At 69.0% G+C, this 19,390-nt stretch carries 21 protein-coding genes; 17 read left to right on the forward strand and 4 right to left on the reverse strand.

Features of this window, described 5'->3' with window-relative positions; genetic code table 11:
- Positions 1-8 precede the first annotated feature (8 nt).
- Positions 9-1,292, reverse strand: coding sequence for a sensor histidine kinase (locus NR792_RS06580; protein WP_375759209.1), 1,284 nt, complete (start codon positions 1,290-1,292; stop codon positions 9-11).
- 107 nt (positions 1,293-1,399) lie between these two features.
- Positions 1,400-1,822 (reverse strand): hypothetical protein, encoded by a 423-nt coding sequence (locus tag NR792_RS06585; RefSeq protein ID WP_375759210.1) that lies wholly within the window; start codon positions 1,820-1,822, stop codon positions 1,400-1,402.
- Between the two features lie 143 nt (positions 1,823-1,965).
- Here NR792_RS06585 and NR792_RS06590 point away from each other — a divergent pair, with 143 nt between their 5' ends.
- The 9 genes from NR792_RS06590 to NR792_RS06630 all read left to right on the forward strand — a co-directional run bounded on the left by NR792_RS06590 (position 1,966) and on the right by NR792_RS06630 (position 7,033).
- Positions 1,966-2,742: a ThiF family adenylyltransferase gene (locus NR792_RS06590; protein ID WP_375759211.1), complete on the forward strand. Its 777-nt coding sequence runs from the start codon at positions 1,966-1,968 to the stop codon at positions 2,740-2,742.
- Complete coding sequence (locus NR792_RS06595) at positions 2,730-2,969, forward strand: sulfurtransferase TusA family protein (protein ID WP_206794147.1); 240 nt, start codon at positions 2,730-2,732, stop codon at positions 2,967-2,969. Before NR792_RS06590 ends, NR792_RS06595 begins: the two co-directional genes overlap by 13 nt.
- A gap of 3 nt (positions 2,970-2,972) precedes the next feature.
- Positions 2,973-3,245, forward strand: a complete 273-nt coding sequence (locus tag NR792_RS06600; protein ID WP_375759212.1) for a ubiquitin-like small modifier protein 1 — start codon at positions 2,973-2,975, stop codon at positions 3,243-3,245.
- Between the two features lie 9 nt (positions 3,246-3,254).
- Positions 3,255-3,890, forward strand: a complete 636-nt coding sequence (locus NR792_RS06605; protein WP_375759213.1) for a ThiF family adenylyltransferase — start codon at positions 3,255-3,257, stop codon at positions 3,888-3,890.
- A complete protein-coding gene (locus tag NR792_RS06610; protein WP_375759214.1) occupies positions 3,851-4,351 on the forward strand; it encodes a Mov34/MPN/PAD-1 family protein in 501 nt (166 codons plus the stop codon). The genes NR792_RS06605 and NR792_RS06610 overlap by 40 nt, the downstream gene beginning before the upstream one ends.
- A gap of 157 nt (positions 4,352-4,508) precedes the next feature.
- Positions 4,509-5,279 carry an adenylyl-sulfate kinase gene (cysC, locus tag NR792_RS06615; protein ID WP_375759215.1) on the forward strand — a complete coding sequence of 257 codons (771 nt, stop codon included), beginning with the start codon at positions 4,509-4,511 and terminating at the stop codon, positions 5,277-5,279.
- 90 nt (positions 5,280-5,369) lie between these two features.
- A complete protein-coding gene (gene larE / locus NR792_RS06620) occupies positions 5,370-6,272 on the forward strand; it encodes an ATP-dependent sacrificial sulfur transferase LarE (protein WP_375759216.1) in 903 nt (300 codons plus the stop codon).
- On the forward strand, positions 6,269-6,805 hold the full coding sequence (locus tag NR792_RS06625; protein WP_375759217.1) for a hypothetical protein: 537 nt from the start codon (positions 6,269-6,271) through the stop codon (positions 6,803-6,805). The genes larE and NR792_RS06625 overlap by 4 nt, the downstream gene beginning before the upstream one ends.
- Before the next feature lie 63 nt (positions 6,806-6,868).
- A complete protein-coding gene (locus tag NR792_RS06630) occupies positions 6,869-7,033 on the forward strand; it encodes a ribbon-helix-helix domain-containing protein (protein WP_014396701.1) in 165 nt (54 codons plus the stop codon).
- A gap of 10 nt (positions 7,034-7,043) precedes the next feature.
- Here the strand turns inward: NR792_RS06630 and NR792_RS06635 are convergent, their stop codons facing one another.
- Positions 7,044-7,904, reverse strand: a complete 861-nt coding sequence (locus NR792_RS06635; RefSeq protein ID WP_375759218.1) for a tRNA pseudouridine synthase A — start codon at positions 7,902-7,904, stop codon at positions 7,044-7,046.
- Positions 7,905-7,947: 43 nt separating this feature from the next.
- Between NR792_RS06635 and NR792_RS06640 the strand changes: the two genes are divergently transcribed.
- From NR792_RS06640 to clpX, 3 genes are all read left to right on the forward strand, one after another.
- The gene (locus tag NR792_RS06640; RefSeq protein ID WP_375759219.1) at positions 7,948-8,856 is read left to right on the forward strand and encodes an AgmX/PglI C-terminal domain-containing protein; all 909 of its coding nucleotides are present in this window, start codon (positions 7,948-7,950) and stop codon (positions 8,854-8,856) included.
- A gap of 27 nt (positions 8,857-8,883) precedes the next feature.
- Positions 8,884-9,537: a hypothetical protein gene (locus tag NR792_RS06645; protein ID WP_207056414.1), complete on the forward strand. Its 654-nt coding sequence runs from the start codon at positions 8,884-8,886 to the stop codon at positions 9,535-9,537.
- Positions 9,538-9,760: 223 nt separating this feature from the next.
- The gene (clpX, locus tag NR792_RS06650; protein ID WP_014396705.1) at positions 9,761-11,038 is read left to right on the forward strand and encodes an ATP-dependent Clp protease ATP-binding subunit ClpX; all 1,278 of its coding nucleotides are present in this window, start codon (positions 9,761-9,763) and stop codon (positions 11,036-11,038) included.
- A gap of 88 nt (positions 11,039-11,126) precedes the next feature.
- Here clpX and NR792_RS06655 read toward each other — a convergent pair whose 3' ends face one another.
- Positions 11,127-12,647, reverse strand: a complete 1,521-nt coding sequence (locus NR792_RS06655; RefSeq protein WP_375759220.1) for an Hsp70 family protein — start codon at positions 12,645-12,647, stop codon at positions 11,127-11,129.
- Between the two features lie 342 nt (positions 12,648-12,989).
- Here NR792_RS06655 and NR792_RS06660 point away from each other — a divergent pair, with 342 nt between their 5' ends.
- From NR792_RS06660 to nla6, 5 genes are all read left to right on the forward strand, one after another.
- Positions 12,990-15,245 (forward strand): PrkA family serine protein kinase, encoded by a 2,256-nt coding sequence (locus NR792_RS06660; RefSeq protein ID WP_375759221.1) that lies wholly within the window; start codon positions 12,990-12,992, stop codon positions 15,243-15,245.
- A 149-nt stretch (positions 15,246-15,394) separates the two neighbouring features.
- Positions 15,395-16,285 (forward strand): S1C family serine protease, encoded by an 891-nt coding sequence (locus NR792_RS06665; protein ID WP_375759222.1) that lies wholly within the window; start codon positions 15,395-15,397, stop codon positions 16,283-16,285.
- A 94-nt stretch (positions 16,286-16,379) separates the two neighbouring features.
- Positions 16,380-16,838 carry a cytidine/deoxycytidylate deaminase family protein gene (locus NR792_RS06670; RefSeq protein WP_375759223.1) on the forward strand — a complete coding sequence of 153 codons (459 nt, stop codon included), beginning with the start codon at positions 16,380-16,382 and terminating at the stop codon, positions 16,836-16,838.
- Between the two features lie 256 nt (positions 16,839-17,094).
- A complete protein-coding gene (locus NR792_RS06675) occupies positions 17,095-17,757 on the forward strand; it encodes a histidine kinase dimerization/phospho-acceptor domain-containing protein (RefSeq protein WP_375759224.1) in 663 nt (220 codons plus the stop codon).
- A gap of 72 nt (positions 17,758-17,829) precedes the next feature.
- Positions 17,830-19,269 (forward strand): enhancer binding protein Nla6, encoded by a 1,440-nt coding sequence (nla6, locus tag NR792_RS06680; RefSeq protein ID WP_375759225.1) that lies wholly within the window; start codon positions 17,830-17,832, stop codon positions 19,267-19,269.
- The last annotated feature ends 121 nt before the right edge of the window (positions 19,270-19,390 follow it).

The following is a 19,390-nucleotide window of genomic DNA, read 5'->3' on the forward strand; positions in this document are numbered from 1 at the left end:
GGTGCGTGTCAGGCGGAAAGACAGGGAAGGGAGAAGGCCACCTGGGCTCCGGCGCCGGGCGCCGAGTCCACCACGATGGAACCCCCGAGCTTCATGGCCCGCTCACGCATGTTGAGCAGGCCGTAGTGGCCACGCGGCGTGCGGCCCGGGTCGAAGCCCTTGCCGTTGTCGCGGACCACCAGGTGCACGCCCTCCGCGCTGAAGTCCAGGCGCACCTGGACCTCCTTCGCCTCGGCGTGCTTCGCGGCGTTGGACAGGCACTCCTGGAGGATGCGGAACAGCGCCAGCTGCGCGTCCGGGGGCAGCTTGCGCGTCAGGCCCGTGCGCTCGAAGCGGATGTCCTGCCCGGTGCGGTCGCGGAACGTCTTGACGTAGTCCTCCAGGCCCTGCGCCAGCTCGAAGTCGTCGCGCATCATCCGCAGGTTGCGGCGCAGCTCTTCAATGGACTCCTCCGCGGTGGCCTTCATCTCGCGGATCTCCGTGCGCAGCCCGTCCTCGCGCGCGAGGTTCAGGATGTACTCCGCCTGGATGATCATGGACGACAGCGACGCGCCCAGGCCGTCGTGGATTTCACGCGCCAGCCGGTTGCGCTCCTCCACCACCGCCAGCTCCTTCAGGTCGCCCTGCAGGGACACCACCTCGCGGTGCGCGGTGGCCTCGCGCTCGTTCAGGTACACGAGCACGTAGACGATGATGAAGTTGAGCCCCAGGTACCAGAGCAGCGTGAGCAGCTCCACCGCCGTCACGGAGCGGTTGAGGAGCAGGTCCAACCGCGTGGTGATGGGCAGCGCCAGCAGCGGCGGCAGGATGGCCAGCGGCTTGGGGAAGAGGATGGCGAAGAGGGTGGTGAACAGGAGCTGCGTCGCCAGCAGCGGACTCTGGAGGCCGCCGCCCACCTGGGGCCGGGCGATGAGCACCACGGTGATCAGCAGGTCGAAGCAGAGCGACAGGTACGTCACCCACCGGCCCGCCTTCGGGTGGTCGATGACGAGCAGGTTCGCGACGCTGTAGATGAGCATCGCGAAGTAGCCCAGGAAGGAGATGGGCCCGTTGAAGCCGAAGTAGCCGCTCCATGCGGGCACCGCGAGGATGAGCAGGCCCAACGTGAGGAACATCATCCGCGCGTAGAACAGCGCGCGCGCCCGGGCGACGAAGCGGTCCTGCTCCCAGGAGGCGGCCGCCTGCTCCGCGGACACGTTGTCCGTGAGGTTGCGGCGCTCCAGCACGGCGCGGACGCGGGCCTTCAGGTCGTGGGCCGGATGGTCGTCGCCGGGTCGGAGGTCGCTGTCCATGCGAGCGGCAGCTTACGGGACCTTCCCCGGGAGCGGAATTCCCGGCAAGCCGCCAGGTCGGCATCCTGGCGGGTGCGGCCCCGCGGCTCGGGCCAGACGGGGGCGCGCTACTTGGGGGCGCCTTCGTCCACGCACGCCTTCTTCGCCTCGGGCTGGCGGGAGAGGACGAAGTCCAGGCGGTCGGTGGTCTCGCCCGTGCGCTCGTCGAACAGGGGCGTGCCGCCCGCGTACATCGTGCCCTTCTGGCTGCCGTACTTGTCCAGGTTGTGGGACTTGAGCCAGCCGTCCACGCAGGCCTCCAGGGCCAGGCGGTCGCTGGCGCCCGAGTCGTAGCTCACGGCGCTCGCGTCCTTCGTGCCGGCCTCGGCGGTGGCCTCCGGGGCAGGGGCGGCGGCGCGGTCCGCCTGGAGCTCCTCCTTGACGGTGCCAGTCTGCGTGGCCGCGTCGGGGCTCTCGCCGGTGTTCTTGTGGCAGCCGACAGCCAGGGACAGCAGGGTGGAAAACACGAGCGCGCCGGTCAGGTTTTTCATATGTCCTGGCAGGTGAGGGCCGCTTGTGACGGCGGCAGTGGCGACAACGGGTAGGAAGGCTTCGGGAACGTCCTGAAGTTCAGGAGACCGGACGTTCAGTCGCCGCACCATATTCGTTTCGTTCCTCGCGGAGCACCAGTCCCATGCACGGTTCGCCGGATACCGACCACCACGCGCGCATTCCCCACGCCACCCGTATTGAACGCGCGCGGGTGCTGGTGGTGGGGGCAGGCGGCCTGGGCTGTCCGGCGTCGCTCGCGCTGGCGCAGGGCGGGGTGGGCCACCTGACGCTGGTGGATCCGGACCGGGTGGACGTGACGAACCTGCCCCGGCAGCTCTGGCACCGCACCCAGGACGTGGGCCGCTTCAAGGCGGAGTCCGCCGCCGCAGGACTCCTGCGCGCCTTCCCCGGCCTGAGCGTGGAGGCCCTGCCGGAGCGGCTGGACGCGGGCAACGCGGAAGGCCTCTTCCGCGAGCACGACCTCGTGGTGGACGCCACCGACGGCGTGGCCACCAAGTTCTTCCTGTCGGACGTGGCGGTGCTCACCGGCGTGCCGCTGGTGTACGGCGGCGTGCTCCGCATGCACGGGCAGGCCCTGCGCATCGACCCCGGCGGCCCGTGCCTGCGCTGCCTCTATGAGGACGTGCCGCCCCCGGACGCGGTGCCCACCTGCGCGCAGGCGGGCGTGCTGGGCGCGATGGCGGGGCTCATCGGCGCGGTGCAGGCGCTGCTCGCGCTGGAGCTGCTGGCGGGCGCGGCGACGGGGCCGCGGGGCCAGGCCACGCTGCACGTGCTCGACGGCGAGACGCTGGAGGGGCGCACGGTGAAGGTGACGCGCGCGCCCGACTGCCCGGGCTGCAACATCCAGTCACTGCCCCCGTTCCCCTCGTCCCAGGAGGACACCGCATGCCCGACGTGACGGCGACGTTGGACATCACCCGCGAGGTGTGTCCGATGACCTACGTGCGCACCAAGCTGAAGCTGGAGTCGCTGCCCCCGGACACGCTGCTGGAGGTGCTGCTCAAGGGCGATGAGCCCTTGAAGAACGTGCCCCGCAGCGCGAAGGATGAGGGCCACGACGTGGTGTCCCTGGATCCGCGCGGGGACGGCACGCACCGGTTGATCATCCGAAAGCGGGGGAGATAAGCCATGGCCACGATTCGCATTCCCACACCCATGCGGACGCTCACGCGCAACCAGGCGGAGGTCCAGGCCGCCGGCGCCACCGTGGGCGACGTGCTGCGCGACCTGGAGGTGCGCTACCCCGGCATGGGCGCGCGCCTCTTCGACGACAAGGGCGCCGTGCGCCGGTACGTGAACATCTTCCTCAACGACGAGGACGTGCGCGGGCTCAAGGCCCTGGACACGCCGGTGAAGGACGCGGACCGCATCACCCTCATCCCCGCCATGGCGGGGGGCTGAAGGAGCGCCATGGCGCTGCGCGAGGATCAGATCCTGCGCTACTCCCGGCAGATCCTCCTGCGGGACGTGGGCGGGCGAGGGCAGGAGGCGCTGCTGTCGGGCGGCGCGCGCGTGGACGGGCTGGGCGCGTCCGGCCTCACCGCCACGGCGTACCTGGCTGGCGGCGGCACCCCGGTGACGGGCGTGGGCTCGCTGACCATGGGCCCCTGGTCGCCGGGGTTCCTCGCGTCGGCGGGGGACGTGGGCCAGCCGGTGGCGGAGGTGCTGGCGCGCGTGGTGCCGGAGGTGAACCCGGACGCGGTGGGCACGCCCGGCGGCGGACTGCTCGCGGAGCTGCCGGCGGCCTGGAGCGGCGAGGCCCCCTGGGTCGCGCTGGGCGGTGACGGCGCGCGCGGCGCGGTGGTGTTCCGGGACAAGGACGGCTGCGTCTGGTGCTTCGGAGAGACGGTGCGCCACCTGGGCACGCCGCCGGACGGGGCGATGGGCGTGGCCCTGGGCGCCCTGGGGGCGCTGGTGTTCCAGCGGCTGCGGCTGGGGATGGGCCCGTCGCTGGGCGGCAGGTGGCTGAGCGCGCCGGGCGCGATGACGGACCTGGAGCCGCGCCGGTGCTCGCGCTGCGCTGCGGCGGCGGAAGCGAAGCCCTGATCGATTTGATCCGCGACGCCCCTCCGGAAGTCCTCGCCCGGATGATCCGCCACCTGGAGGCCGCGTGGCCCCAGGAGGGCTGCGGCGTGATCCTCCGGAGCGGGGCGGGGGAGGGGGACTCCTGGCGGGTCGTCCCCCTGCCCAACGCCTCCCCCACGCCACGCATCGCCTATGCCTTCGCGCCGGAGGCGTGGCTCCGGGTGTGCCTGGACGCGGACGCGCGCCAGGAGGCGGTGGCCTGTGTCTTCCACTCGCACGTGGACACGCCCGCAGTGTTCTCCATTGAAGACCGCCGACAGGCCGCTCCGTCGGGAATCGCGCTCCTGCCCCGGGTGTCATATATTGTAGTCGCCATACACGGAGGCCGGGCGGCCTCCGCTTCCCAGTCGGTTTGGAGCATGGGTGGTTTTCAGACTGTTCCGCTTCCATTGGCGGATTTCAGGTTTGAAAAACCCGTGTAAGGGCGGGAACTTGCCCGGCGACCAACCCCACCTGCGGAAAGGTGGGTCCGAATTGTCAAGTCACTGGGTTTTCGTCTATAAAGCGGCGGTCAATTGGATCTGCCGCGTCCCACGCCGCGTGCAAGAAGCGCTCCGGACGCAGGGAGTTTGAACCCTTATGGCCCCCAACACTGGATTCACCCTCTGGCTGACCGGCATGTCCGGGACCGGGAAGAGCACGACGGCCGCGTACATCGCGGCGCGCCTCCGGCAGGTCGGACGCAACGTGGAGGTCCTCGACGAGGGCGAACTCCAGAACGACCTGTGGGCCGGCATCGGCGACACCAAGGACGAGCGCAACATGGTGGTGCGCCGCCTGGGCTTCGTCGCCGGCCTCCTGGCCCGCAACGGCACGGCGGTGCTCGTCCCCTGCGTGAGCCCCTACAAGTCGAGCCGTGAGGAAGTGCGCCGCTCGGTGGGCAAGTACGTGGAGGTCTACGTCGACTGCCCCACGGAGAAGCTCATCGAGCGCGACACCACCGGCAAGTACAAGAAGGCGCTCAACGGCGAGATCCCGAACTTCATCGGCATCACGGAGCCCTACGAGCCGCCCACCTCGCCCGAGGTGACCATCTACTCCGACTCGGAGTCGGTGGAGGACGGCGGCACGAAGATCTTCCAGGCCCTGCTGGACCTGGGCCTGATGACGACGGACGAGCTGAAGATCATCACCGGCAAGAAGATGAAGGCCAACCCGCTGCCGGCGAAGAAGGCCCGCCGCGACGAGGAGGAGGCCCCCGCCCGGGTCGCCGCCGTGAAGGCCGCGAAGACGCCCAAGGCGGACAAGGGTTCCAAGGGCGCCAAGGCGCGTCCGGCCACCCGCGCCGCCCGCGTGGGCAAGCCGGCCCCCGCGGCGAAGAAGAAGGCCGCGAAGGGCAAGGCCCGCTAGGGCCCCCGTCGTCCCCTGACTGTCGAAGGGCTCCAGGTTGCTCGCGCGATGCGCGTGCAATCCGGGGCCCTTCCGTTTTAGGAGTTCCCCATGCTGAGCCCCGAGCGGATTGAAGCCCTCTGTGAAGCGTCCCGCCCCAAGCTGGAGGCGATGCGCGAAGCCCTGCGCGCCCACGGCAGCGCGCTGGTGGCGTTCTCCGGTGGCGTGGACTCCACCTTCGTCCTCGCCATCGCGGCGGAGGTGCTGGGCGAGCGCGCCCTGGCGCTCACCGCGCTGTCCGCCTCCGTCGCCCCGGAGGAGGAGCGCGAGGCGCGCGAGCTGGCGGACCGCCTGGGCGCCCGGCACGTCGTCGTCTCCAGCAACGAGCTGGCGAACCCCAACTACGCCGCCAACCCCACCAACCGCTGCTACTTCTGCAAGACGGAGCTGTACGACCTCTGCGAGGCGAAGCGCGCGGAGCTGGGCCTCTCCGTGGTGCTGGACGGCTTCAACGCGGACGACTTCAAGGATCACCGCCCCGGCCACAAGGCCGCGAAGGAGCACCAGGTGTCGTCCCCCCTGGCCCAGGCGGGGCTCACCAAGGATGAAATCCGGGCGTGGAGCCGCAAGCTGGGGCTGCCCACCTGGGACAAGCCGCAGATGGCGTGTCTGGCGTCGCGCATCCCCTACGGCACGTCCGTGACGCGCGACCGGCTCCTGCAGATCGCCGCCGCGGAGTCGGAGCTGCGCGCCCTGGACTTCAAGCAGTTCCGCGTGCGCTACCACCAGGACGTGGCGCGCATCGAGCTGGCCAGCGAGGAGTACCCGCGCTTCTTTGAAGCCGGCATCCGCGAGCGGATCAACGGCGCCTTCAAGTCCCTGGGCTTCAAGTTCGTGGCCCTGGACCTGGAGCCCTTCCGCTCCGGCCGCCTCAACGAGGCCGCCGGCATCACCCCCGCGGCCGGGGCAGGGCAGGGGCGCGCCGAGGGCTTCAAGCTCCCGGTGGTGGGGTGAAGCGGCTCCCCGCCGTCCTGATCGCCTCGAGCCTGGCGTCGGCCACCCCCGCCGCCGCCGCGGAGTTCGTGGACGACGGGCCCTACGCGCGCCAGCGCTCGCTGATCCTCACCGTGGGGCCCGGGGCCTCGTACACCGAACGGATCAGCGGGGACTCCGCCGTGTCCGGGCTCGCCGGGCACCTGGATCTGGGGGTGGGGCTCACCGTCGGCTACGAGGGGGACGAGGTGTTCCTCCTCGCGCGCGGCAGCACCGGCCGCCCCGGGGAGGAGCTGGCGCTGATCACCGGCTACCGCAGCGTCTTCGGATCCGAGTCCTGGCGGACCTTCTTCGATCTCGGTGTTTCCGTGCGTCCGATTTCTGGGCCCTGGCTGGGGCCTCGCATAGGGTTCGGCGCCAGACACACCCTCTCGGATCATTTCGCGCTGTACGGCGGGCTCGGCTTCACGTTCGGGTTCGGCTCCGGACTGCGCGCGGACACCGAGCTCTTCACCGGGTTGCAGTGGATCATCCCGGTGGGTTCGGCCTCGTAGGTTGTTTTCTTGAGGTTGTCCGACATTGTGAGAGGGTGTGTGCATCTGTCGGAGGCCACGCACTTGGACATGAATCCCCGCCTCACCTCGGTCGTGTTTCGTCTCAACCGCGAGAAGCTGGACGCCCTGAAGGAGCTGTCGCGCACCACGCGCATCCGTCAGAGCGAGTACCTCCGGGAGGCCATCTCGGATCTGCTGGCGAAGTACGAAGCGCGCTTCGTGGACTGAAAGCGCGACGTCAGCCCGGCGGCGCTCCCATGAAGGGTGGCGCGTCGGGCAGACCGGGCGGGTGGAGGCGCTCGCCGGGCCCGAAGGGGTCCACCGCGGAAGGATAGCGGACCTCCCACAGCACCAGCCCATGCGCCGGGGCCTTGAAGCCGGCCAGGGAACTCCCCGCATCCAGCGCCGCGTGCCACTGCTCCTCGGACAGGAGCCCCGCGGCCACCTTCAGCGCGCTGCCCACCAGGTACCGCACCTGGTAGCGCGCGAAGCCGTCTCCCTCCAGCCTCGCCTCGAAGAGCCCTCCGCCCAGCTCCCGCAGGGTGGCGGACGCGAGCGTGCGCGGCTTCTGGGGACTGGAGCGCTCGTGGAACGCGGTGAAGTCCCGCGTGCCCACGGCGCGGGCGAGCAGCGCCTCCAGCTTCTCCGGCGTCACCCGGCGCCCGGGCTGGAGCGTCTCATCCGCCGCCACGTCCAGCGCATACGGCCGCCACGCCTCCGGGGGCGGCGCGCCCAGCGTCAGGTGGTAGCGGTACTCCTTGCCGCTCGCGCTCCACTGGGCGTGGAAGGCGCCCGGGGGCCGCTTCGCGAGGCACAGCCCCACGTCCGGGGACAGGTGCGGCGTAAGCCTCGCGGGCAGCGAGTCCAGGGGCACGTCCTCGTTGAGGCGCAGGCTGATGACCTGCATCCGCGCGTGCACGCCCCGGTCGGTGCGCCCGGACGGCATCACCGTCGCCGGTGAGCCTGCCTGCTCCAGGGCGTCCTCGAGCGCGTCCTGGACCGTGGGGCCTTCCACCTGGCGCTGGAAGCCGCGGAAGTTTCCGCCGCGATACCAAGTCCACAGTACGGCGGGAATTCGTTTGAGCGAGGGCCTGGCCACGGCGTTGCGATGTCGGCGGGAGAAACACGATACTCCCGCGCGAATGCTGGCCGCTCAAGAACTCGCGATGGACAATGATGGGCAGTGGCTTTTCCGGCAGGGCGACCTGGTGCTGGGGCCCATCACCGCGTCCCAGGTGGTGGAGAAGCTCTACACGGGGGAGCTGACCCCGGACAGCCCGGTGGCCCCGGCCGGTGAGCGGGAGTTCCGGACGCTCCGGGACACCGCCGCCTTCCAGGTGCACATCGCTCGCTACGAGGCGCAGGGCCGCGTCGCCCAGACGATGCTCGTGGAGCAGGCCCGCAACCAGAAGCGCGTGAAGCTGCTGGCCGGCGTCGCCGCGGGCGTGGCGCTCCTTCTGGGCGTCACCGGCTGGTACCTGGCGCGCAACGCCGCCGTGTACGGCCTGTTCGGCGCGACGGAGGAGGGCGACGGCATCACCATGGACCCGCCCACCATCCGCCTGGCCCAGGCCCGGGGGGACGACGAGGACCTCTTCGCCTACCCGTCCAACGACCCGCGCCGCCCGGATCGCCCCCAGGGGCAGGGCAGTGCCACCCCCAAGACAGGGAGCAGTGGCGCGGTGGCCAGCGCCGCCGCCAGCCGGCCGCCCAGGACGGGCAGCGTCTCCACGGATCCCGACGGCCTGGAGATGGCCCAGCAGTTCGACCAGGGCGCCATCAACCGCGTCGTCGCCGGCAACCAGTCCAAGCTCTTCCGCTGCTTCAAGGAAGAGGCCGAGCGCACGCCCGGCCTGGCCGCGAAGATTCCCATGGAGTTCGTCATCGGGAACGACGGCCGCGTGAACAAGCTCTGGGTGGACAACCCCCAGTTCAAGCAGGGCCCGCTCTACGAGTGCCTCTTCGCGGAGCTGAAGAAGTGGCCCTTCAAGGCCTACGACGGCGAGCGCGCCACCGTGGGGCTTTCGTTCAATATCGGCAAGCGGGGGTAGGGCGACTTTCTTGCCCACCCCCCGGACGTGCCCGATACAACAGGCATGTCCGCCTCTGTCGCCGAAGTCGAAATCGCCAAGAAGGCCATGAGCGTCCCCCCGGGGACGTTCCGCCACACCGTCCTGCTCGCCGCCAAGCGCTTCAAGTCCACCTGGGCGGAGCTGGGCAAGCTGCTCGTCCAGGTCCGGGACGAAGCCAAGTACGAGGAGTGGGGCCACGCCTCCTTCGAGGCCTACTGCCTCAAGGAACTGCACATCAAGAAGCAGACCGCGCTGAAGCTCACGCGCTCGTTCAGCTTCCTGGCCAAGCACGAAGCCCCGGAAGAGCTCCAGCAGCACGAGTTCCCGGAAAAGGCCCCCGCCTTCGAGGTGGTGGAAGTCCTGGCCGACGCCGAGGAGCGGGGCCAGCTGTCCCCCACCGAATACAAGTCCCTGCGCGACAGCATCTGGAGCCCGGAGAAGTCCCCCACGGAGCTCAAGAAGGAGTTCACCGAGCGCTTCCCCCGGCCCCCGCCGGAGCCGCCCCCGGAGAGCCTCCAGGTGCGGAAACTGGCGCAGATGGCGCGCAAGCTCGCCTCCGAGCTGGCGGGAAGCCGTCGAGTCCCCAACGCTGTCGCCGAGCGGGCGGCCGCCCTCGCGGACGATGTCGAAGAGATCGCGTCGAGCGTGACGGACGCTTGAGTCGCTGTTATCCAAGACCGACCCGTTGACCTGGGCTGAACGCTCCTGGGAAAGGGCACTCCTGACGGGCTTCCTGCCCGGAGGGGAGGGCCCTATAGTGGGTTCAGGGCCTGTAGCAGGTGGGCCTGGAGCCGTCGAAAGACGTGGGCGGCTTCGCGGGTGGTGGAGTGCGGTGGTCGGCGGAGAAGGTCCCGAACCGGGACCGGCGAACTCGGAGGCGGCAGTGAAGAAGGAGCACCACGTCAACCTGTCCTGCTCGTTCTGCGGCAAATCGCAGCGCGAGGTTCGGAAGCTCATCGCCGGACCCACGGTCTACATCTGCGACGAGTGCATCAAGCTGTGTAACGACATCATCGCGGACGAGAACGAACGCGAGGAGGGCAAGCCGCAGGTCAGCCTGCCCACGCCACTGGAGATCAAGGCGTTCCTCGATGACTACGTCATCGGTCAGGACCAGGCGAAGAAGGTCCTCTCCGTCGCGGTCTACAACCACTACAAGCGCATCTACCAGAAGAAGCCGGCCGCCCGGCCGCGCCCCGGAGTGAAGGCCCCTGGCGGCGAGGACGTGGAGCTGCAGAAGAGCAACATCCTGCTCATCGGCCCCACGGGCTCGGGCAAGACGCTGCTCGCGCAGTCCCTGGCGCGCTTCCTCAACGTTCCCTTCACCATCGCGGACGCCACCAGCCTCACCGAGGCCGGCTACGTGGGTGAGGACGTCGAGAACATCATCCAGAACCTCCTCCACAACGCCGACTACGACGTGGAGAAGGCCGCGCGCGGCATCGTCTACATCGACGAGATCGACAAGATCGCGCGCAAGGGCGACATGCCCAGCGCCACCCGCGACGTGGGCGGCGAGGGCGTGCAGCAGGCCCTCCTGAAGATCATCGAAGGCACCCGCGCCAACGTCACCCCGCGCGGCGGCAAGAAGTACAACCAGCAGGAGTACGTCCAGGTCGACACGACGAACATCCTCTTCATCTGCGGCGGTGCCTTCCACGGCATCGACGGCGTGATCAAGCGCCGCGTGGGTGAGAAGGGCCTGGGCTTCGGCGCGAAGATCACCCACAAGGAAGAGCGCAGCGTGGGTGAGCTGCTGGCCATGACGGAGCCGGAAGACCTGATGAAGTTCGGGATGATCCCGGAGTTCATCGGCCGTCTGCCGATGATCGCGACGCTCAACGACCTGAAGGAGGATGACCTCGTCACCATCCTCACGATCCCGAAGAACGCCCTGGTGAAGCAGTACCAGAAGATGTTCGAGATCGAGAAGGTGAAGCTCACCTTCACCAAGGAAGCGCTGCGCGCCATCGCTCGCGAGGCGATGCGCCGTCACTCCGGAGCGCGCGGCCTGCGCGCCATCATGGAGGACGCGATGCTGGAGATCATGTACGACGTGCCGTTCCGCGAGGGCGTCAAGGAGTGCAAGATCACCGAACAGGTGATCACCAAGCACGAGCCCCCGCAGATCGTCATGGAGAAGGAAAAGAAGACCGCCTGAGGTTTCCCTCGGCGGTCGTTGCATCCCACCCGGCGCCCCTCGCCTCACAGCAGGCAGGGGCGCCGTGGTGTTTGTGGCGCCCGGTGCGTCAGCTCTGCGTGACGCGCACCGTGGTCTTCATCTCGCGGCCGGAGGCGGGGTCCTTCGCGCGCATGGTGAGGATGCCCTCCACGCTCACGTCGAAGATGATCTCCACGTTCACCGTGCCGGCCTTGGCGGGCAGGATGCCGGAGAAGGTGAACTCACCCAGCAGGTCGTTGCGCGCCACCGTGTCGTGGTCGCCCTGGTAGATGCGCATGGCGAGCTCGGTCTGGTTGTCGATGCTCGTCGTGGCCAGCAGCTGCTTCGCGTTGGGGATGGACGCGTTGCGCGGGAAGACGACGTGGAAGCCGCCGTCGCCGCGCTCCAGGCCAATGGCCATGGGAATCACGTCCAACAGCTGGATGCGCAGGTTGGTGTCGTCCTGGAGCGAGTGCGCGTAGAGCGCGGCGCCAATGGCCACGGCCTCGTCCGGGTGGACGCCCTTGCTGGGCGGCTTGCCAAAGAACTTGGTGAGCCGGTCCTGCACGACGGGCATGCGCGTCTGGCCGCCCACCAGCATCACTTCGTCAATGTCCTTGGTGGACAGGCCGGAGTCCACCAGCACGCGCGCCACCATCTGGAGGGTGCGGTCGACCAGCTGGTTCGTCAGCTGCTCCAGCATCTTGCGCGTGAACTTCATCTCGATGTTCAGCGGCTGGCCCTGCGCCGTCATCGTGATGAAGGGGATGTTGAAGGGCACCTCCTCGCGCGCGGACAAATCAATCTTGGTCCGCTCCGCCAGGTCCTTGATGCGCTGCATGGCCACCGGGTCCGTGGCCAGGTCGATGCCCGTCTTGGCCGCGAAGTCCTTGAGGACGTGGTGGATGATGGCGTTGTCGAAGTCGATGCCGCCCAGGAACACGTCGCCGCCGGTGGACTTCACCTCGAAGACGCGGTCGCGGATTTCGATGATGGAGACGTCGAAGGTGCCGCCGCCCAGGTCGTAGATGACGACCTTCTCCGACAGCCCCTTGCCCACGCCGTAGGCGAGCGCCGCGGCGGTGGGCTCGTTGATGATGCGCACCACCTCCAGGTCGATGAGCTTGCCGGCGTCCTTCACCGACTGGCGCTGCCGGTCGTTGAAGTACGCGGGCACCGTCACCACCGCGCGCTTGATGGGCGTCTTCAGGTAGTTGGAGGCGACCTCGCGGATCTTCCCCAGAATCTTGGCGCTGATCTCCTGGAGGGTGAACTCCTTCTTGCCCACGTCCAGGGTGACGTCGTTCTTCGAGCCGGGGCGCATGTTGTACGCCACGGACTTCTTCATCGTGCCGACGACTTCACTGCTGAAGTTGAGCCCGACGAGGCGCTTGGCGCCGTAGACGGTGTTGCGCGGGTTGAGCTGCCACTGGCGCTTCGCCTCGAAGCCGATGAGCTCGTTGCCCTTGTCGTCGATGGCGAAGATGGAGGGGATGGTGTACTCGCCGCCCTTGTAGGGGATGAGCTTGACGTTCCCGCTGTCCTCGACGATCGCCGCGCACGAGTTCGTCGTGCCGAGGTCGATGCCGATGATGGGCTCCTTGTGCATCGCGTGTGGGCTCCGGGTGAGGCGTTGCGGCTCTGTGGGGTGTGGCAGTCCGGGACCGTATCTCACCCATCCCGGGTCCGCGAATCACCAACCATCCGTCATCCGACGGACGTCCTCAAACTTCCAGCGCGCCTGAACCTCCCACCCCCGGGCGCCCGCCTGGCCGGGTGGGACACGGCCGGCGTCCAAGCGCGCGGCCCCGAACACACCCGCCTTCAGGGAGGGGGCGCCGGCTTTACATCCCCGGGGCCGGGAACGAAGGTCGTTCCCCGGGGTTCACATGCGACGGCGCAGCGCCGTGGCTACATCCGAGAGACTACCCACCCACAGAGGGGAGCCGCCGTGGAAGCGAAGGGCTATCTGCAGGAGGTGGGCGCACAGGTCAGCGCCGACTTCGTCAAGAACCGGTCCATCCTGTCCTTCGAGGAGTACCTGTCGCTCTTCTTCACGGACCCGAAGGGGCAGTCACGCAACGCGGCGCAGTACCTGCGGGACGTGATGGACCACTACGGCACGGAGGCCGTGCCGCACCCCACCGGCACCATCCGGCGCTTCAAGGTGTTCGACGTCCCGTCCGCCGACCATGACGGCCGCGTCGCCGGGCAGGAGGAGGTGCAGAACGCCCTCTACCGCATCCTGGGCAACTTCGTGCGCGCGGGCCGCATCAACAAGCTCATCATGCTGCACGGCCCCAACGGCAGCGCGAAGTCCAGCCTGGTCAACGCGCTGAAGCAGGGGATGGAGGACTACTCCCGCCAGCCGCAAGGGGCCCTCTACCGCATCGCGTGGGTGTTCCCGTCGGAGAAGCTCATCAAGGGCTCCATCGGCTTCGGCGAGCGCGCGGGCGCGAAGTCCGCCGAAGGCGAGCTCACCACGTACGCCCACCTGGACGCGGAGGCGCTGGACCTGCGCATGCCCTGCGAGCTGCGCGACCATCCGCTGTTCGCGGTGCCCCCCACGGAGCGCAAGGCCCTGCTGGAGGGCGCGCTCAAGAAGAAGGGGCTGGGCAACGGGGACGGGGAGACGGGGGACTTCCTCCTGTCCGACTACGTGCGCGACGGCGAGCTGTGCGCCAAGTGCCGCCGCATCTACACGGCCTTGCTCAACTCCTACGGCGGGGACTACCTCAAGGTCCTGCGCCACGTGCAGGTGGAGCGCTTCTACGTGTCGCGCCGCTACCAGGTGGGCACGGTGACGGTGGAGCCGCAGATGAGCGTGGACGCCGCCGCGCAGCAGATTTCCGCGGACCGCACCCAGCTCAACCTGCCCGCCGCGCTGCACAGCACGGTGCTCTTCGAGCCGCACGGCCCGCTGGTGCACGCCAACCGGGGCCTCATCGAGTACGCGGACCTGCTCAAGCGCCCGCTGGAGGCCTTCAAGTACCTGCTGGGCTTCAGCGAGACGGGCGAGGTGCCCCTGGAGCCCTTCGTGCTCCAGCTGGACGAGGTGCTCATCGCGTCCTCCAACGAGAAGCACCTGGGGGCCTTCAAGGAGCTGCCGGACTTCGCGTCGTTCAAGGGCCGCATTGAGCTGGTGCGGGTGCCGTACCTGCGCCGCTACAAGGTCGAGCAGGAGATCTACGACGCGCAGATCACCGCCACGTCCGTGGGCAAGCACGTCGCGCCGCACGCCACGGAGGTGGCCGCGATGTGGGCGGTGCTCACGCGCCTGAAGAAGCCCATTCCGGACCGCTACCCGGCCAACGTGAAGCCGCTGGTGGATCAGGTGGCCCCGGTGGAGAAGCTGCACCTGTACCAGGAGGCCGGGGTGCCCGCGCGGCTGTCCTCCGCGAACACCAAGGAGCTGCTCAAGCTGCGCGAGGAGATGTACGAGGAGTCCGACGCGTACCCCAACTACGAGGGGCGCTCCGGCGCGAGCGCGCGGGAGATAAAGACGGCGCTCTTCAACGCCGCGCAGAACCCGGACTACAAGTGCCTCCACGCGCTGGCGGTGCTGGAGGAACTGCACGCGCTCTGCAAGGACAAGAGCGTCTACGAGTTCCTCCTCCAGGAGGTGATGGACGGCTACCACGACCACGAGACCTTCGTGCGCGTGGTGGAGGGCGAGTACCTGGACCGCGTGGACTCCGAGGTGCGCGACTCCATGGGCCTGGTGTCCGAAGGGCAGTACCGCGAGCTGGTGGAGCGCTACATCCAGAGCGTCAGCCACTGGGTGCGCGGGGAGAAGATGCGCAACCGCGTGACGGGCGAGTCGGAGAAGCCGGACGAGGCGCGCATGGCGGAGGTGGAGGCCATCGTGATGCCGCAGGGCGAGGCGCCGCCGGACTTCCGCCGGGGCCTCATCGCGAGCATCGGCGCGCACCGGCTGGACAACCCGGACGGCGCCATGGACTATCCGCGCATCTTCCCGGACATGTTCAAGCGCCTGCGCGACCACTACTTCGAGGAGCGCAAGCGCGTGCTGCGCAAGAACAAGGAGAACATCCTCAAGTACCTCTCCGAGGACCGCAACCAGCTCACCCCGCGCGAGCAGTCCCAGGTGCAGGACACGCTCAAGACGATGGCGGACCGCTACGGCTACTGCGAGTTCTGCGCGAAGGACGCCATCCTGTTCCTGATGCGCCAGCGCTACACCTGACGGGGCGGGGAGGGCAGGCATCCGGGAAGCCAATGCCTGCTCGTCTGCTTCCCAATCCGGGCCGGGGCTCGGGATGATGGGACCTCACACCGAGTTCGCGCGTGTGTCGTCGTCTTTCGTCCCTCCTCTTCCTTGCGCCTGGAGTGTTGATGAACCGGTTGCTGTTGGGCACCCCCCTCCTGTGGGCCCTCGTGTCGTGCGCCAGTGCCCCGTCGCAGTCCTCCACGGAGACCCCGGTCGCGACGCACACGCAGGCCCCGCTCCGGGTGGAGCGGGCGCTGTCCCGGCCCGAGCCCACGCCGCAGCCCACGCGCAAGGCGATGGTGCGGCGCATCCTCCCGCTCAACGTGCGGCTGGTGACGACGGAGGACGGCAAGGTGCGCCGCTCGGCGTCGGGCGTCGTCATCGGGACGGAGGTCGGGGAGTCCGGCCCCGTCAGCTACGTGCTCACCAACGCGCACGCGGTGGAGCAGGGCGACCTCAAGGACCCCGTGCTCAAGGTCGTGCTGGACCGGCGCGCGGAGTCGCACGAGTACGCCGCGGAGGTGGTGGCCACGGGGCAGGTGCCGGACCTGGACCTGGCGCTCTTGCGCGTGACGGGCGTGACGTGGCCCGTGGCGGAGCTGGCGGCGGACGACGAGCCGGAGCCCGGTGAGGACGTGGTGGTGGCGGCGTCCCCGTACGGCCGCGCGCTGTCCATCTCCGGCGGCATGGTGTCCCAGGTGGAGTGGGACAAGCAGACGAAGCACCCGCGCATGCTCAAGACGGACGCGCCCATCGGCTACGGGGCCTCCGGCGGCGGCATCTTCAGCCTGGAGACGGGGCGCCTCCTGGCCATCGTGGAGGGCTACCGCACCGCGAAGGTGGACTTCGAGGTCGCCGCCCAGAACTTCAGCTTCGACGTGCCCATGCCGGGTGAGACGTTCGCCGCGCCCAGCGCCAAGGTGCGCGGCTTCATGCAGGCGAAGGGCTTCGGCCGGCTGCTGGAGCGCTCCGCGGACGCGGACGGTGCGGGGCCGCAGAAGACCGCGAGTCGCTGATCCGACAGCCAGTTTTCGTCCCGATTTCCGATTACTGGACGTGATTCAGGCCGGCGTTAGAGCTGCGGGCTCATTCGCCGGAGGGTTCACGCGCATGTCCGCTCGGGGCAATTGGGATCAGTACTTCATGGACATCGCCCAGCAGGTGGCCACCCGCGCCACCTGTGACCGCAAGCATGTGGGCGCGGTGCTGGTGCGGGACAAGACCATCCTGTCCACCGGCTACAACGGCGCCATCCGCGGCCTGCCCCACTGCGACGAGGTGGGCCACATGATGGAGAACGGCCACTGCGTGGCCACCGTCCACGCGGAGGCCAACGCCATCATCCAGGCGGCGAAGAACGGCGTCCGCATCGACGGCGCGACCATCTACACGACCGCCAGCCCCTGCTGGCCGTGCTTCAAGCTGATCGCCAACAGCGGCTGCACCCGCATCGTGTTCGGCGAGTTCTACCGGGACCCGCGCATCTTCGAGTACGCGGCCCGGCTGGGCCTCCAGCTCGTCGGCCTGGGCGCCGCCGCGCAGCCTCCGGCGGCCGCAACCGGGACCTGAAGGCGGTGCCGTGTCCGGGGGCGGACAACCCCTGGACGCGCTGATCGCCCGGTGCAGGGTTCCCGTTCGTTGAATGACACTTGTGAGAGGTCCTAAGTGGCCGTTCCGACACGGGAATTTTAGAACTCCGGCAAGAATTACCGACCCAGGGTTGACGATCCCAGGGGTGCTCCCTAAATCCTGGCTCCGGTAGGGCGGCGGCGGGGGTGGGGAGACGGAAAATTCCTAGGAGTTCCAGGTGGTTAGCTCAACAGCAATGGCAAGCAGTGCGCCCTCTGTCCAGGATGTGTCGGACCCCGTGGTGGGCGCGGCCCGCTACGACGCGGTTCCGCCGTTGATGGACAGCCTGCTGCACGACGTGCGCAACCCGCTCAACGCGCTGGCCATCCATCTCGAGGTCCTCTCCGAGAAGCTCAAGGGCGAGTCCGGCCAGGTGCCGGCCACGCAGGAGAAGAACCTCAAGGCCATGCGCGAGCAGATTGCTCGCGTGGACAGCCTGCTCAAGCTCTTCTCGGACTTCATCGTGTTTCGCGGGGCGGGCCCCTCCGGGGACGCGCCGCTGTCGGACGCCACCGGCAAGGCCCTGGACGTGCTGGGCCACGAGAGCCGCCGGCGCCGGCTTCAGGTCACGCGCGCCATCGAGCCGGACGTGCAGGCCCGCATGGAGGACACCACCGAGCTGGGGTTCTTCCTGGTGCAGGTGCTGATGCGCGCCTTCCAGCGCGCGGATCAGGGCAGCACCGTGGTCGTCGCGGTCCGCGCCGAAGGGCCTCAAGCGGTGCTGGAGGTCGTGGACGGCTCCTCGGCGCCCGAACGGGCGACGGACACCGTGGCCGCGCTGACGCTGCGCGCGGCGCAACTGGGCATCGAAGTCGCTATTCAGGCGGGGACGTGCCGCCTCGTGTTCCCGCGCGCCTGAGGTTCCCCCCTTCAGGCGCTGTCGGTCTTCCATCCGGTTTCATCACGCTTCATCGCAGTGGAGGTTTTCACCTTGGGCAGCGCACGAATCCTGGCCGTGGATGACGAACGTGAGACCTGCGAGGCCCTGGCGGAGATGTTGTCCGCCTGGGGTCACAAGGTCGAGACCGCGTTCGACGGGCATGACGCCCTCCGCAAGGCCGGTGAGTTCCGGCCCGACGTCGTCCTGTCGGATCTCGCCATGCCGGAGACGGACGGCCTGTGGCTCCTGCGCAACCTGCGCGAGGAGCTGCCGGACTGCCCGGTGGTGTTCCTCACCGGCCGCGGCACCATCGACACCGCGGTGGAGTCCATCCGCGAGGGTGCCTACGACTTCATCGTGAAGCCGCTGGACACCGCGCGGCTCAAGGTCTGCATCGACCGCGCGCTGGAGAAGAAGGAGACCCTGCGCGAGGTGCAGACGCTGCGGCGCCGCCTCAAGCAGCTGGGCTCCACGGACCTCATCGCCGGCTCCACCGGGATGCGCAAGGTCATCGAGATGATCGAGAAGGTGGCCCCCTCCAAGGCCAGCGTCTCCATCAGCGGCGAGTCCGGCACGGGCAAGGAAGTGGTCGCCCGCACGGTGCACAACCTGTCCCTGCGCCGCGACAAGCCCTTCATCGCCATCAACTGCGCGTCCATCCCCGCGACGCTGATTGAGTCCGAGCTCTTCGGCCACGAGCGCGGCGCCTTCACCGGCGCGGATCAGCGCCGCCCGGGCGTGTTCGAGATGGCCCACGGCGGCACGCTCTTCCTGGACGAGTTGGGTGAGATCCCCATCGACCTGCAGGCCAAGCTGCTGCGCGTGCTGGAGGAGGGCCGCCTGCGCCGGCTGGGTGGCAAGGTGGAGATCGAAGTGGACGTGCGCGTGCTGTCCGCCACGAACCGCGACCTGAAGCAGGAGATCAAGAACCAGCGCTTCCGCGAGGACCTCTACTTCCGCCTCAACGTGTTCCAGCTGCACCTGCCGCCCCTGCGCGAGCGCCGGGACGACGTGCCCATCCTGGTCCAGCACTTCGTGGACAAGTTCCGGGGGGACTCCGCCAAGCGCGTCTCCGGCGTGCACCCGGACGCCATGGAGGTCCTCAAGAACTACGACTGGCCGGGCAACATCCGCGAGCTGCGCAACGCCGTGGAGCGCGCCGTCATCCTCTGCGACGGGGAGCTGATCACCCGCGAGCACCTGCCGCCCGACATGGCCGGCAAGAGCCCGGAGCGCCACACGTTCAAGCTGCCGTTCGGCCTGAGCCTGGACGCCGTGGAGCGCGAGTACATCCTGGGCAGCCTCCAGCGCAACGGGAACAACAAGGCCCGCACGGCGGAGGTGCTGGGGGTGAGCGAGAAGACGCTCTACAACAAGCTCAACCGCTACGCGGCGGAGAACCGGGCGCAGGGCACCCCGGGTGGCGGCAGCCCCCTGGGTGGCCAGGGCAACGACGGCCCCCTGGGCGCCAGCAGCTTCCTGACCCGCTGATCCACCGGGTCCGGCGGCTGACGGCTGACGTCCGCTGACCTGATGGGTAGGCAGTGGGGCCCGGATTCCGGGCCCTTGGCAGGGCTCCTGGAGGGCGCGCGCGGGGCCTCCCCGGGCCGGC

This window comes from Corallococcus exercitus (assembly GCF_042231735.1).
Taxonomy (GTDB): domain Bacteria; phylum Myxococcota; class Myxococcia; order Myxococcales; family Myxococcaceae; genus Corallococcus; species Corallococcus exercitus_B.

Excerpts from the sequence above, each read along its gene's own strand:
- NR792_RS06580 (WP_375759209.1), bottom strand. The coding sequence starts at position 1,292 with ATGGACAGCGACCTCCGACCCGGCGACGACCATCCGGCCCACGACCTG.
- NR792_RS06585 (WP_375759210.1), bottom strand. The coding sequence starts at position 1,822 with ATGAAAAACCTGACCGGCGCGCTCGTGTTTTCCACCCTGCTGTCCCTG.
- NR792_RS06590 (WP_375759211.1), top strand. The coding sequence starts at position 1,966 with ATGCACGGTTCGCCGGATACCGACCACCACGCGCGCATTCCCCACGCC.
- NR792_RS06595 (WP_206794147.1), top strand. The coding sequence starts at position 2,730 with ATGCCCGACGTGACGGCGACGTTGGACATCACCCGCGAGGTGTGTCCG.
- NR792_RS06600 (WP_375759212.1), top strand. The coding sequence starts at position 2,973 with ATGGCCACGATTCGCATTCCCACACCCATGCGGACGCTCACGCGCAAC.
- NR792_RS06605 (WP_375759213.1), top strand. The coding sequence starts at position 3,255 with ATGGCGCTGCGCGAGGATCAGATCCTGCGCTACTCCCGGCAGATCCTC.
- cysC (WP_375759215.1), top strand. The coding sequence starts at position 4,509 with ATGGCCCCCAACACTGGATTCACCCTCTGGCTGACCGGCATGTCCGGG.
- larE (WP_375759216.1), top strand. The coding sequence starts at position 5,370 with ATGCTGAGCCCCGAGCGGATTGAAGCCCTCTGTGAAGCGTCCCGCCCC.
- NR792_RS06640 (WP_375759219.1), top strand. The coding sequence starts at position 7,948 with ATGCTGGCCGCTCAAGAACTCGCGATGGACAATGATGGGCAGTGGCTT.
- NR792_RS06655 (WP_375759220.1), bottom strand. The coding sequence starts at position 12,647 with ATGCACAAGGAGCCCATCATCGGCATCGACCTCGGCACGACGAACTCG.
- NR792_RS06665 (WP_375759222.1), top strand. The coding sequence starts at position 15,395 with ATGAACCGGTTGCTGTTGGGCACCCCCCTCCTGTGGGCCCTCGTGTCG.
- NR792_RS06670 (WP_375759223.1), top strand. The coding sequence starts at position 16,380 with ATGTCCGCTCGGGGCAATTGGGATCAGTACTTCATGGACATCGCCCAG.
- NR792_RS06675 (WP_375759224.1), top strand. The coding sequence starts at position 17,095 with ATGGCAAGCAGTGCGCCCTCTGTCCAGGATGTGTCGGACCCCGTGGTG.